We start from the raw sequence: 12,372 nt of genomic DNA on the forward strand, positions 1-12,372 counted from the left end.
GTTATCCACACCCTCGTCCACAGTGGGGAAAAACTCAGAAGATCTGTGGATAACTTCCTCGCCGTTGACGCCGGTGTGACTGATCACAAGCGCGGTGGGCCGCTTGGCGGCCCCGCCTACCAGCGGAAACGTAGCTCTGTACGAGCGCGGACACGCGTTCCCCACAGCGTGCACAACTTTCTGTACGCGCTGTGGACAAACGCACGGATCAGCCGGAGAAGCCCATGAGCTCCGGCAGCGTCGCCGTCCGTACGATCACCGCCGCGACGATCACCGCCAGCGTCACGCCGCAGGTGAGCCCCTGGACGAGCGCCCGCTTCTCCCGGGGCGCGTGCACCATCCCGTACGCGACGACGGCGCCCACGACCAGCCCGCCGATGTGGGCTTCCCAGGCGATGTTGTGCCACGTGAACGTGAAGATCAGGTTGAGCACCAGCAGCGCCGCGACGGGCCGCATGTCGTAGTTGAGGCGGCGCATGATCACTGCCGTGGCGCCCAGCAGGCCGAAGATCGCGCCGGACGCGCCGAGCGAGGGCTGGCGCGGGTCCGCGACGACGAAGGTGAGCGCGGAGCCGCCGAGGCCCGCCAGCAGGTACAGCGCGAGGTAGCGGGCCCGGCCCAGGGCCGCCTCCAGCGGGGGGCCGATCCACCACAGCGACAGCATGTTGAAGGCGATGTGCATCGGCGCCTGGTGCAGGAACATCGAGGTCAGCAGGCGGTACCACTGGCCTTCGGCGACGCCCTGCGGCTCGCCGCCGAGCACGGCGCGGCCGAACAGCTCCAGCGGATCGAGCAGGCCGTCGCCGGTGGCCATGACCGCGATCCACACGGCCACGTTGATCCCGAGCAGGATCTTGGTCACCAGCCGGGGGTCGGCGGCCTGCGCACCGCCCGCGATGGTGCGCGGCGCGGTGGCCTGCGGCCGGTGTCCCGTACCGGAGTCGCCGGCGACGCAGGCCGGGCACTGGAACCCGACGGATGCGCTCACCATGCACTCCGGGCAGATCGGCCGCTCGCAGCGGGTGCAGCGGATGCCGGTCTCCCGGTCGGGATGCCGGTAGCAGCCGACGGCCTGGTCGTTCATGCGTTCCCCTTGCGCCGGGTGGTGGGCGGGCCTGTCCGGGACGCGCGGCCCCGCCCGTCATACGGACGAGCGGGGCGCCGGGTTCCCTCGGGCGGGCGAGGGCGGGCGAGGGCGGAGGAGCGGGTGAAGGAGGAGGCCGCGGAAGGAGGCCTTCCGCGTCAGCGGGTCTCGACGACGACCGACTCGATGACCACGTCGCTGACCGGGCGGTCGGTGCGCGGGTTGGTCGGGGTGCCGGCGATGGCGTCGACGACCTTCTGGGAGGCCTCGTCCGTGACCTCGCCGAAGATGGTGTGCTTGCGGGTCAGCCACGTGGTGGGCGAGACGGTGATGAAGAACTGCGAGCCGTTGGTGCCCGGGCCGGCGTTGGCCATGGCCAGCAGGTAGGGCTTGGTGAAGGCCAGGTCCGGGTGGAACTCGTCCGCGAACTTGTAGCCCGGGCCGCCGGTGCCGTTGCCCAGCGGGTCGCCGCCCTGGATCATGAATCCCTCGATGACGCGGTGGAAGACCGTGCCGTCGTACAGCTTGTCCGTGGTCTTCTGGCCCGTCTCCGGGTTGATCCACGCGCGCTCGCCCTTCGCGAGCTCCACGAAGTTCTTGACGGTCTTCGGGGCGTGGTCCGGGAAGAGCCGGATCTCGATGTCGCCCTGGTTGGTCTTCAGGGTGGCGTAAAGCTGCTCGGCCACGGTCTGCCTTCCCTCGTCTGCACTGTCGGCTAACGATCCTCGCACGTACGGGTTGGCGTCGAGTAGCGGACAAACACCCGCGCGCCGCGCGAAACCGTGGCATGGTCGAGCGGGGCTCACCGCCCCTTCACCACACGCTCACTTCCCCGATGACCCGGATGCACGCTCGCACATGCCGGACCGCCCGTCCCCAGGCATGATTTTTCACTGGGTGGAAAGGCGACAAAACACACGCCACCGAGGAGGAGGATCTCGTGACCCGCAAGGACAGCGTGCGCGCCGCGACCAGCACGGCGAAGGACAGTGTCCGGCACGCCGCGGAAGTGGTGGCGCCGTACGCCGGCACGGCCAAGGACGCGGCCGTGCACTACGCGCATGAGGCCCGGACACGGCTGGCGCCCAAGGTCGTGGAGGCCGCGCACCAGGCCCGCTCGCAGTACGACGCACATCTCCATCCCCGGATCGAGCACGCCCGCGGCGCCCTGCCCCCGAAGATCGACCAGGCCGCCGTGCGCGCCCGCACGGCCGTCGAGCCGGTCCGGGACGAGGCCGTCGCCCGCAGCGCCGCCGCCTTCGCGGCGCTGCGCGGGCAGGTGAGCCCGAAGGAGATCGAGAAGCTGGTCGCCCGGCGCGACCGGCGGTGCCGGGCGGGGCGGGCGTTCCGCCGCTTCGCGGTGATCGGCCTGCTCGCCGGCGGGGCCTACGCGGCCTGGAAGTGGTGGGACAAGCAGGCCAATCCGGACTGGCTCGTCGAGCCGCCGGAGGCCACGGAGGTCCGGGACCGGCCCCCGCTGACGTCGGTCGACGGCACGGGCTCCGAGAGCGCGTCCTCGCCCCTCGACCCGGAGGTCCAGGCCAAGCAGGCCGAGGCCGAGTCCTCTCCGGAGAACGACGACGGCTCGGGGGAGCGCCCCTACTGACCGCCCGCACCGTCCGTACCGGCCGCCTGTACTGACCCTCCGTAACCCCGCTCCGAACGTCCGCGCCGAGGCCCCCCGGGGCCCCGGCGCGGACGTATTTGTTTCCGGAAGCGGAACCTGTCACTCAAATAACGGCAGCGGTTACCCACGGGATATCGCCATTCCTTTTCGCAAAAACCGACGGTAGAGTCTGTGATGGCTGATTGACGGGGTCATGACCCACGCTCGCCTTCGTTTCCATGGGCGGCCGCCCGGCCCCGGGCCGCTACCCCAGGGGCCGGAGATCCGGCTGCCCCGGGGCACGAGGCCCGGCCGCAAAAGAATACGAACTTTAAATCAGTGTGAAATCCCGGTTATGCGGCGGCGAAACAGGCACCCCCCACCGAGCCGACGACGGAGAAGGAAATGGATAAAACCGCTACCGAGGTGCCGCAGCTGTCGCCTCTCAGCGACCTCCATGTGCTGCTCTACCGCATGGCGCTCGAACAGGGCAGGCTCCGGCCGAAGGCGGCCGCCCGCCGCCTGAACGTGCCGCGCGCCGTCGTCCGCGCCGCCGTGGACGACCTCTCCCGGCTGCATCTGCTGCGCCCGGCCGAGGAAGCGCCCGAAGCCGCCCGGCCCACCGGGGAGCACGCCGCCGGCGCCGGCCGCGACACCGCGTACGCCGCCCGCAACCCCGACCTCGCCGTCACCCACGTGACCGGCCCCATCGAGGCACGGATCCAGCAGCTGCACCGCGAGTCCGAGCGGATGAGCAGTCATGTGCTGGCCATGAAGCCGGTGTTCGAGGAGTCCTGGCACGGCCACTTCGCCCGGACGCCCATCGAGTACCTGACCCTCCCCGACGCCATCCGCGCCGCCCTGGAGCGCCTCTCCGCCGCCGCCCGCACCGAGGTCGCCGCCGCCCACCCCGACGTGCCGGCCCCCGCTGCCCTGGAAGAGGGCCTGCAGCGGACGACCGAGCTGACCGGACGCGGCGTGCTCGTGCGGACCCTCTACCCCCACTCCGTCCTCACCCACGCCCACGTGCGGCAGCACCTGAGCCGGATAGCGGAGCTCGGCGCCCGGGTCCGCACCACCGCCCACGTGCCCGACCGGGTCCTCATCTTCGACGCCGGCACAGCCGTCCTCGCCGACCACGGCAGCTCCCCCGGCGACGGCAAGGGCGCGCTCGCCGTCCGGGACCCCTCGCTCGTGCGCTTCCTCTACCGGTCCTGGGAGAGCGCCTGGGAGTCCGCGCGGCCCTTCACCGGATCCGGCGACGACGGATCGGCCAAGGACGAACTGCGCCGGTCGATCCTCGAACTCCTGGAATCCGGGATGAAGGACGGCATGGCGGCCCGCCGCCTCGCCATGTCCGTCACCACCTACCGGCGCCACGTCACCGAACTCCTCGCCGAGCTCGGCGCCCAGAGCCGCTTCCAGGCGGGAAGCTACGCGCGCCGCGCGGGCTTACTGGACGGCTGACGTGCACAGCCGGGAGGCGCCAAAAAGGCTCGAGGGGCGGGCGGACCCGCAAGCTCCCCTTGCCGGCCGGCCTAGCTGAGCAGGGACGCCTCGGTCGCCTTGTTCACGGCATCCGTCCTGGAAGCCGCGCCGAGTTTGTCGAAGATATTGCGCAGGTGGCGCTTTACCGTTCCCTCGGCGATGAAGAGCCGGGCCGCGATCTGTGCATTGCTGAGGCCCTTGGCGACGTGACCGAGGACGTCGCTCTCGCGCCTGGTCAGGCCCTCGGCCGACTGGTGGTTGAAATTGAGACTTCCCTGCGAAACCGAAAGAACCATCCGCTCCGGATGGCGGTTGACGCATCGAATGGCGGCGATGACCCGCTCGCTCATCGATGCCTTTACAGCCAGCCGTTCTGCCTGGCCTTGTTCACGGCCTCCATACGGTTGCGTACACCGATCTTCTGCGTGGCCGACGAGAGATGGTTACGGATCGTGCTCTCCGAGAGGTGTAAGCGCTTCGCGAGGGCCATCACGGGAGCGCCGTCCGCCGCGGCCGCGAGCACTTCGCGCTCCCGGGTGGTCAGAGGGCTCGCTCCCGCGCTGAGCGCGGCCGCCGCGAGGAGCGGGTCGACGACCTGCTCTCCCGCGTGCACGCGCCGGATCGCGTGGGCGAGCTCCGCCACGGGCCCGTCCTTGGCCAGGAACCCCCGGGCGCCCGCGTCCAGGGCGCGCCGGCAGTAGCCCGGCCCGGCGAAGGTGGTGACGATCAGCACCCGGCATCCCGGCACCAGGCGCCGCAGGTCTTCGGCGGCCTCCAGGCCGGTCCGCACGGGCATCTCGATGTCGAGGACCGCGATGTCCGGGCCGGACGCGCGGGCCGCGTCGACCACCTCGGCCCCGGAGCCCACCTGGGCCACGACCTCGATGTCCGTTTCCAGGTCGAGCAGTTGCGCGATGGCGCCCCGCATCATCCCCTGGTCTTCGGCCAGCAGAACGCGGATCACTGGTCCCCCACCCTCGCTTCACTCCTCCGGGCAACAGGCAAAGTGGCCGTGAGGCGGAATCCCCCGTCCGCCCCCGGTTCCGTGTCCAGTGCGCCGCCCACCGCCGACAACCGCTCCGCGAGCCCCAGTAGACCATGGCCGGGAGTTCCGGCGTCGTTCTCGGCAGCGGGCGGTTTCGCACGGGGGCCGTCGTTGCGTATCTCCAGCTCGACGCCCTCGGGGCGGTGCCGCACGGAGATCTCGCAGTGCCGGGCCTCGCTGTGCCGGATGACGTTGGTGACACCTTCTCGCACCACCCACCCGAGCAGCGCGTCGGCCTGGGCCGTCAGCGGCGGGCCGTCGTGGACGATCTCCGTGTCTATCCCCGCGTCGGCCAACGCCAGCTGAGCGCCCTTCAGCTCGGAGTTGAGGGTGCGTTCCCGGTAGCCGGATATCGCCTCGCGGATCTCCTCCAGCGAGGTGCGGCCCACGGCCTCGATGTCCCGGGCGTGACGCTTGACGGTGGACGGGTCGGACTCGGCGAACCTGCGCACGGCCTCGGCCTTGACGACGATGAGCGAGATCGAGTGTCCGAGCAGATCGTGCACGTCGCGGGCGAACCGCAGCCTTTCCTCCGCGACCGCCGAGTGGGCCAGCTCCTCCTGGGCCTGGCGCAGCTCCATCACCGTGGAGAAGAGGCGCACGATGACGGTCACGATCAGGCCGGAGATCAGGGTGCTGTAGCTGATGAGGATCGCGTCACCCATCTCGTCGCCGGCGTAGCCGGCCGTGGCGCCGGCCATGAAGGCGACCAAGCCGATCAGGAGCGGCGGTTGCGCCAGATGCCGCCGGCTCGCCACCGCGCTCCACACCACCGCCAGCAGAGAGAACAGCCAGACCATTCCCGCGCCGAAGCGGAGGGCCAGCGTCAGGGTGAGGGCGGTGAGGACCACCGCCGGGGCGATGACCAGCAGGCGCCCGCACCGGTCGCTGAACGCCGCCCAGATGCAGAAGAGATAGAGGGCGCAGAACACCAGGAGGCCGCCAGCGGCCTCCCAGGCCGGTGTGTCCCGTCCCCCGACGATGTCGGAGAAGGCGCCGGCGGCGATGGCGAGCACGGGGTAGAAGACGGTCGGCGCCTTGCGCATGCCGAACTGCTCGTGGGTTAAGGCTTTCCCCTTGACCGGCACGGCCCCATCCTCCTGTGACCAGGTATGGCTATCACTGGACTTGTAGATCACGAACACTCCGGTCCACCAGGTCAGGCGGTGGCACCCCGCCGGTAGCCGAAGGCGGCGAAGAGGGCCAGGGCCACGCTCCAGACGAGCAGGATCGTCAGGGCGGTGGTGCTCAGCGCGTGACCGAGGGCCAGGTCCGACACCAACTGCTTGTAGCGGTTGATCGGCGTCCACCCCGAAACACTCCCCAGCCAGTGCGGGAAGTTCTTGACGTCGATGAGCAGGCCGCCGACCACCGACAGGAGCAGGTAGGAGACGAGGCCCATGGACTGCGCCTTGGCGCCGTCCAGCAGATAGCCGCAGCCGATGGCCAGCATCGAGATGGGGGCGATGCCCACCCACAGGACACCGATGGTCCCCGCCCATTCGGCGGCGCTGAGGTGAACGCCGTTGACCAGTCCGCCGAGCAGGGTGACCGCGAGGATGGGCGGCAGGGCCAGGCACATCGAGGCGATCGCGCGGCCGATCACCACCGTCGCCGGGCTGAGGGGGGTGAGACGGAGCCGGCGCAGCCAGCCGGCCCGCTTGTCCTCCGAGACGCCGCCGAGGGTGTTCATCACCGCGCCCAGGGCGCCGAAGCCGGCCATGCCGGCCATGTTCCGGACCTGCTCGTCGTGGTCGGGACGGGTGCCGCCCAGGTGGCTGAAGAGCAGGTAGAGCGCCACGGTGTCGACGTACGACCTCGGCTCCCCGGTCGTGTACGGGTGAATGTCCCCAGCTGTCAGGCCACGTCTGTCTCTCGTTCGATGGCCTTGAGGCGGTTCTTCAGCCGGTAGCTGGGGCCGTTGATCGCGATCACGTCGCAGTGGTGGAGGAGGCGGTCGAGGATGGCGGTGGCGAGGACTTCGTCGCCGAAGACCTGGCCCCATTCACTGAAGGTCTTGTTCGAGGTCAGGATGATCGACCCCTTTTCGTAGCGCTTGGAGATCACCTGGAAGACCAGGTTCGCCTCGGCTCGTTCGAGGGGCTGGTAGCCGACTTCATCGACCACGAGGACTCCGGGCCGCAGGTAGGTGCCGAGCTTGCTGGCCAGGCGGCCGGCTGATTCGGCTGCCTTGAGGTTGCGGACCATGTCGTCGAGGCTGGTGAAGTAGATCGAGTAGCCGGCCCGGCAGGCCGCGACCGCGAGGGAGACGGCGATGTGGGTCTTGCCGACTCCGGGCGGGCCCAGCAGGGCAGCGTTCGCCTTGGCCTCGACGAATGACAGCGTGGCGAGGTCCTTGACCTTGCGCGGGTCGAGTTCGGGCTGGAAGGAAAAGTCGTACTCGTCCAGGGTCTTGTGGTGCGGCAGCTTCGACAGCCTCAGGCCCTGGCGGAAGCGGCGGTCCTCGCGGACGGCGAGTTCTTCAGAGAGGACCAGGTCGAGGAAGTCGAGATATCCCATCTTGGCTTCGTCGGCCCGCTGGGCGTACTGGTTCAGCGCTTCAGCCAGGTGGGGCAGGCCGAGCTTGGTGGCGGTGGTGCGGATGCGGGTGCTGACCAGCTCGCTCAAGAGGATTCCTTGGTGCTCGGACGGGTGGTGAAGGGGCGGGTGCCGGTCAGCTCGTCGTAGACCGACAGCGGGCGGCGGCCGACCTCGACCTGGGTGATCGCGGCCCGGGTGAACAAGGCCTGCAGGGGCCCGGTCCCGGCCGGCGGTCGTTCGCGGCGAGCGGGTGGGATGTCTCCCGTGGTGACCCTGCGGTTGTCGCCCTTGGGCAGGCCGTCCCAGTGCTTGTCGTCGACGATGCGGGCGCCGCGGCCGACCGCCCGGGGGTGGCTGGCCAGCAGGGTCTCGCCACTGCCCTGCGGGGCTGTGAGGTGGAGCATGATCTGCGACCTGGTCGCCCGGACCTCGACCAGCTGGCGGGGCCGGACCCTGCGGGCAGGGACCGAGTAGAGGTTGCCGTCGAAGGCGACGAGGCAATCCTTGCCGACATGCCGCAGTTGCCGCTCGGCCACCAGATACGGGGTGGAGGGAAGCGGTTTGAGGGCGGCATGGTCGTGGGCCGCCCGCTCGCCGATGACGTCGCGGTGGGTCTGGTGGATCTGAGCGCGTCGCTGGGGGACCCAGGACATGAACGCGGCGTCCATCTCCTCGACCGAGGCGAATGACCTGCCTGACAGGACGTGGTCCCGGACGATCAGTACCTGCCGTTCGACCCGGCCCTTGCCGGTGGGTCGGTAGGCAGCCAGCACGTCGGGATCGAAGTCGTAGTGGCCGGCGAAGCCGACGGCCTCCGGGTGCAGCGGGACTGCCTCGCCAGGGGCGACGTGGCGGCGGACGACGGTTTTGGTGCGGTCGTAGACGATCGTCATCGGCACCCCGCCGTAGTGCGCGAACGCCCGCCGGTGGCAGTCGAAGAACGTCTGCAGGTCCTGGCTGGTCGTGAAACAGCAGAACGGATCGCGCGAGTACGACAGCGTCATGTGAAAGGAATAGACCTTCCCAATGCCCATGTGGGCGAGGATCTTGCCCTCGTCACCCCAGTCGACCTGGGCCTGGGCCCCCGGGATCACCTCGAACCGGCGGTGCATGCCCGCCAGCTCCTTCGGCGCGATACCCAGCTCGCCCGCGATCCGCGGGCGGGCTTCCTGGACGTAGAGCTTGACGCGCTGGTAGTTGCCGGTGAACCCGTACTCGCCGACCAGCCGCTCGTGGATCACCGAAGCTTTCATCAGGATCTCGGCCCGCAGCATCGAGTCGACCAGCGGGGTGAACTCGTCGATCACCCGCTTGTGGGACTGCCCGCCCGACGACCGCCGAGGCGGTGCAGCGGGACTCTTCTCCGACAGGTACTTGCGGACCGTCTTGCGGTCCAGCCCGGTCTCCCGCGCGATCTCCGACAGGCTCATCGCCCCGGATGCCAAGAGAGCACGGAACCGCCGAAGTTCCAGCCAGCGATGCGGATCGAGGACCACCGCCACCCCTTCCACCAGACCCACACCGATCATCAGAAGAGTGCCGGGCCCCAGCGGTCACCGCATCAACAACTGTCCCTTTTCATCCGTACGCGGCTGGGGACGTTCATGTGTACGCCGACACACGGGTGCGATCAGGGACATGATGAGGAAGCCGCTGTCGCGGACGGTGCGGCGCAGTTCCAGCCGCAGGTAGCCGACCAACATCAGGAACCGCTCCTCTGGTGATCCTTGTTCAGATCGCTGGTCAGGCCGAGGAAGGCCTCTTCGAGGCCGCCGCCGGTCACTTCTACGTTGCGCAGGGCGCCGGTTCGCGCCAGCGCCGTCACGGTGAGGTCCGCGTCGGACGTGGTCAGGTGGATCCGCGCGCCGCGGACCTCCACCCGGGTGACGCCCGGCAGCGTCGCGATGCCGTCGGTGCCGGTGGCGTCGAGGTCGATGCTCACGGTCTTGCCGCCCACGGTCCGCTTGAGCTCCGCTCCGGTGCCGTCGGCCAGCACCTTGCCCTGGGCGATGACGACGATGCGCTTGGCGTATTCGTCGGCCTCCTCCAGGTAATGGGTGGAGAAGAGCAGCGTGTTGCCGCGTTCGGCGTAGGCCGCCATCGTCGCCCACAGGTCGCGGCGGGACTGGATGTCGAGCGCGGCCGTGGGCTCGTCCAGCACGATCAGGTCGGGGTTGCCGGTCAGGGCGAGGGCGAAGCGGACGCGCTGGGCCTGGCCGCCCGAGAGCTTGTCGACTCGCCGGGTGGCGAGCTTGGTGAGCTGGGCGGTCTCCAGGATCTCGCCCAGGGGAAGCGGGGCCTCGTAGGTGCCGCGCATGAAGTTGATGAGCTCCTGGACGGTGACCCGGGGGATCAGGCCGCCCTCCTGGAGCATCGCGCCGATCTGCCCCTCCCGGACGGCGCGTCCGGGCTCCTTGCCGAAGAGCCGGATCTCGCCGCCGTCGTGCGGAAGCAGTCCGAGCATCATGTTGATGGTGGTGGACTTGCCCGCTCCATTCGGACCGAGGAGGGCCACCGTCTCCCCGCGTCCGATCTCCAGGTCAAGCCCGTTGACGGCGTGGACGTTCCCATAGGTCTTCGTCACGTTCGCGAAGCTCACCGCAGAGCCCGTCCGCTGCGGTGCCCTGGAATACGCAGCTGTTTGCATCATGGGGACGACGTTACGGTTCCGGGGCCGGGCGCCAATAGAGACAAAGATGCTCTCCTGGGCAGGAGATATGTCCTGCCCGGGCCGAAGGAGCGAATAGGCCTGAGCCCTTTTCCGGAACCTTACGGTCCGGACAAGGGCTCATGCGTGCTTCTTCGATCGGATCAAGCGGCCGCGGAGAGCCTGCCGTTCACGAAGTCCAGGAACTCGCGGGGGGTGTTGATCACGTCCATCTCGTCCTCTCCCGCGGCCTTGCGCCGAATCCGCTTCGGGTCGTCGATGCTGAACTCGCTCCTGAATTTCTCCTCAGTGTGGTGGACTTGGCGCCTACGCGGCCGAGCGGACGACCAGCGCGGCGTTGAAGCCGCCGTAGCCGCGGGCGACGATCAAGGCGGTGGACAGTGCGCCCTGCCGCGGCTCGCGGACCAGGTCGAGCTCGTTGCGGAAGGCTTCGCGCGTCACGTTGACGGTCGGCGGGATGACGCCGTCGCGGATCGACAGCAGCGCGGCGGCGACGTCGAGCGGCGCACCACCGGAACTCAGGCGTCCCGGTCATGGTCTTGGGCGCGGTGACCGGACGCGGCCCGTTATCTCACCGGCGAGCCGGACGGGGTAGAGGACGCGTCGAACCGGGCGATCGGTCCGATCGCGTTCGTCGCGTCGAGCGTTCTCTTCCAGAATTCCTCGGTGCCGAGCCCATTGGGCGCGCAGACACCGATTCCGGTGATGACCGCGGTCATTGTGCCGCCTTTCCAGGCCGGGTGAGGAGCATGGCGCTCGGGAAGCCGCCGAAGCCGCTGCCGACCGTCAAAACCGTGTCGAGCTTCTTCTCGCGCGCCACGAGGGGGACGTTTGGCGGTCGGCGGGATGATGCCGTGCTCGATCGCCATGGCGCAGGCGGCGACCTCTATGGAACCGACGGCACCCAGCGAATGCCCGATGACCGCCTTGATGGAGCTCACCGGGGTCCGCCGCCCCCTCGGCGAGGACGAAGCCGTTGCGGGTGCGGTTGAAGGGCCGCAGCGCGTGTTCGGGGTCGTCGTTGCGGTTCGAGGCGGCCCGGATGGCGTCGAAGCAGGCGAACGTGATGGGTGACAGGGGAGCGTCGGTGGCTCCGGCGATCATCACGTCCGCCGAGCCTTCGCGGATCAGCTCGGTGGCGTGCCCGACCGAGTCCAGGCCGGAGGTGCAGCCGGCGGAGATCAGACCGGCGGGGCCTCCGCGCCGGCCACCCCGGGCGACCTCGGCGGCCAGCGAGCTGGGGACGAAGTAGTCGTAGAGGTGCGGGACGGCGTAGACCGGGTCGACGACCCAGTCACGGTGGCCGAGGGCGCCATCGGCGAGCCGCGGGCGTTCCACGCCGCCTTCGCCATCCCGCGGCGGCCCGACGACGACATCCGCTACCAGGCGGCGCTGGGCGGCGGTGCCCTGCTCGACGTCGCGGGATATCCGCTGCGCGCGGCCCGGCTCCTGCTGGACGGCCCGCCGGCCGTGGCGGGCGCGGTGCTCACCCACGACCCGGCCCTGGGTGTGGACGTCGGCGGCGCCGCTCTCCTGCGGACCCCGGGCGGAACCGTGGCGCAGCTGACGTTCGGGCTGGACAACGCCTACCAGTGCGCGTACGAGGTGTGGGGCACCGAAGGCGTGATCCGGGTGGACCGGGCCTTCACTCCTCCGCCCGGCCACACGCCGGTGATCAGGATCGAGCGCGGGGGCGAGGCCGAGGAACTGCGGTTGCCCGCGGCCGACCAGTTCGCTCTCGCCATGCGCTGCTTCGCCGCGACGGCGCTGTCCGGGGACGGGTTCGAGGATCACGCCCAGGACGCGCTGCGCCAGGCGGAACTCGTGGACGAGATCCGGCGGAAGGCATCGGCCGCGAGCACCTGACGCGACCGGGCGACCGGGCTCAGGGGCCCAGGGGCCGAAACTCCACGACACGGCGCGGTCCGTCGTCGAGCGGG

The 12,372-nt window shown here is 69.9% G+C and carries 14 protein-coding genes and 2 pseudogenes; 3 read left to right on the forward strand and 13 right to left on the reverse strand.

Annotation, left to right across the window (positions count from 1 at the left end; genetic code table 11):
* Positions 1–208: 208 nt before the first annotated feature.
* Both PS271_RS13880 and PS271_RS13885 read right to left on the reverse strand, forming a co-directional pair.
* Positions 209–1,084, reverse strand: coding sequence for a rhomboid family intramembrane serine protease (locus PS271_RS13880; protein WP_398382206.1), 876 nt, complete (start codon positions 1,082–1,084; stop codon positions 209–211).
* Positions 1,085–1,242: 158 nt separating this feature from the next.
* Positions 1,243–1,770 (reverse strand): peptidylprolyl isomerase, encoded by a 528-nt coding sequence (locus PS271_RS13885; protein ID WP_398382207.1) that lies wholly within the window; start codon positions 1,768–1,770, stop codon positions 1,243–1,245.
* Positions 1,771–2,024: 254 nt separating this feature from the next.
* Here PS271_RS13885 and PS271_RS13890 point away from each other — a divergent pair, with 254 nt between their 5' ends.
* Complete coding sequence (locus tag PS271_RS13890) at positions 2,025–2,690, forward strand: DUF5324 family protein (protein ID WP_398382208.1); 666 nt, start codon at positions 2,025–2,027, stop codon at positions 2,688–2,690.
* Between the two features lie 405 nt (positions 2,691–3,095).
* On the forward strand, positions 3,096–4,157 hold the full coding sequence (locus PS271_RS13895; protein ID WP_398382209.1) for a hypothetical protein: 1,062 nt from the start codon (positions 3,096–3,098) through the stop codon (positions 4,155–4,157).
* A gap of 71 nt (positions 4,158–4,228) precedes the next feature.
* On the opposite strand, the gene PS271_RS13900 is transcribed toward PS271_RS13895, so the two are convergent.
* The 11 genes and pseudogenes from PS271_RS13900 to PS271_RS13950 all read right to left on the reverse strand — a co-directional run.
* The gene (locus PS271_RS13900) at positions 4,229–4,528 is read right to left on the reverse strand and encodes a response regulator transcription factor (protein ID WP_398382210.1); all 300 of its coding nucleotides are present in this window, start codon (positions 4,526–4,528) and stop codon (positions 4,229–4,231) included.
* 8 nt (positions 4,529–4,536) lie between these two features.
* Complete coding sequence (locus tag PS271_RS13905) at positions 4,537–5,142, reverse strand: response regulator (RefSeq protein WP_398382211.1); 606 nt, start codon at positions 5,140–5,142, stop codon at positions 4,537–4,539.
* Positions 5,139–6,311 carry a sensor histidine kinase gene (locus PS271_RS13910; RefSeq protein ID WP_398382212.1) on the reverse strand — a complete coding sequence of 391 codons (1,173 nt, stop codon included), beginning with the start codon at positions 6,309–6,311 and terminating at the stop codon, positions 5,139–5,141. Before PS271_RS13910 ends, PS271_RS13905 begins: the two co-directional genes overlap by 4 nt.
* Positions 6,312–6,382: 71 nt before the next feature.
* The gene (locus PS271_RS13915) at positions 6,383–7,024 is read right to left on the reverse strand and encodes an ABC transporter permease (RefSeq protein ID WP_398382213.1); all 642 of its coding nucleotides are present in this window, start codon (positions 7,022–7,024) and stop codon (positions 6,383–6,385) included.
* Between the two features lie 56 nt (positions 7,025–7,080).
* A complete protein-coding gene (gene istB / locus PS271_RS13920; RefSeq protein WP_398382214.1) occupies positions 7,081–7,851 on the reverse strand; it encodes an IS21-like element helper ATPase IstB in 771 nt (256 codons plus the stop codon).
* Positions 7,848–9,293: an IS21 family transposase gene (gene istA, locus PS271_RS13925; RefSeq protein WP_398382215.1), complete on the reverse strand. Its 1,446-nt coding sequence runs from the start codon at positions 9,291–9,293 to the stop codon at positions 7,848–7,850. Before istA ends, istB begins: the two co-directional genes overlap by 4 nt.
* Positions 9,294–9,317: 24 nt before the next feature.
* Complete coding sequence (locus PS271_RS13930; protein WP_398382216.1) at positions 9,318–9,467, reverse strand: hypothetical protein; 150 nt, start codon at positions 9,465–9,467, stop codon at positions 9,318–9,320.
* Positions 9,467–10,411 carry an ATP-binding cassette domain-containing protein gene (locus tag PS271_RS13935; RefSeq protein ID WP_398386838.1) on the reverse strand — a complete coding sequence of 315 codons (945 nt, stop codon included), beginning with the start codon at positions 10,409–10,411 and terminating at the stop codon, positions 9,467–9,469. Before PS271_RS13935 ends, PS271_RS13930 begins: the two co-directional genes overlap by 1 nt.
* A 327-nt stretch (positions 10,412–10,738) precedes the next feature.
* Positions 10,739–10,988 (reverse strand): annotated as a pseudogene (locus tag PS271_RS13940) (ketosynthase chain-length factor); the annotation flags it as partial.
* 10 nt (positions 10,989–10,998) lie between these two features.
* On the reverse strand, positions 10,999–11,151 hold the full coding sequence (locus tag PS271_RS13945; RefSeq protein ID WP_398382217.1) for a beta-ketoacyl synthase N-terminal-like domain-containing protein: 153 nt from the start codon (positions 11,149–11,151) through the stop codon (positions 10,999–11,001).
* A pseudogene (locus PS271_RS13950) lies at positions 11,148–11,731 on the reverse strand (beta-ketoacyl synthase N-terminal-like domain-containing protein); the annotation flags it as partial. The gene PS271_RS13945 and the pseudogene PS271_RS13950, both read right to left, overlap by 4 nt.
* On the opposite strand from PS271_RS13950, the gene PS271_RS13955 reads away from it, so the two are divergent.
* Positions 11,732–12,298, forward strand: a complete 567-nt coding sequence (locus PS271_RS13955) for a Gfo/Idh/MocA family protein (protein WP_398382218.1) — start codon at positions 11,732–11,734, stop codon at positions 12,296–12,298.
* Positions 12,299–12,372: the final 74 nt, after the last annotated feature.

Source organism: Streptomyces sp. SCA2-17 (genome assembly GCF_044336695.1).

Excerpts from the sequence above, each read along its gene's own strand:
- PS271_RS13945 (WP_398382217.1), bottom strand. The coding sequence starts at position 11,151 with ATGACCGCGGTCATCACCGGAATCGGTGTCTGCGCGCCCAATGGGCTC.
- PS271_RS13880 (WP_398382206.1), bottom strand. The coding sequence starts at position 1,084 with ATGAACGACCAGGCCGTCGGCTGCTACCGGCATCCCGACCGGGAGACC.
- istA (WP_398382215.1), bottom strand. The coding sequence starts at position 9,293 with ATGATCGGTGTGGGTCTGGTGGAAGGGGTGGCGGTGGTCCTCGATCCG.
- PS271_RS13895 (WP_398382209.1), top strand. The coding sequence starts at position 3,096 with ATGGATAAAACCGCTACCGAGGTGCCGCAGCTGTCGCCTCTCAGCGAC.
- PS271_RS13930 (WP_398382216.1), bottom strand. The coding sequence starts at position 9,467 with ATGTTGGTCGGCTACCTGCGGCTGGAACTGCGCCGCACCGTCCGCGAC.
- PS271_RS13935 (WP_398386838.1), bottom strand. The coding sequence starts at position 10,411 with ATGCAAACAGCTGCGTATTCCAGGGCACCGCAGCGGACGGGCTCTGCG.
- PS271_RS13900 (WP_398382210.1), bottom strand. The coding sequence starts at position 4,528 with ATGAGCGAGCGGGTCATCGCCGCCATTCGATGCGTCAACCGCCATCCG.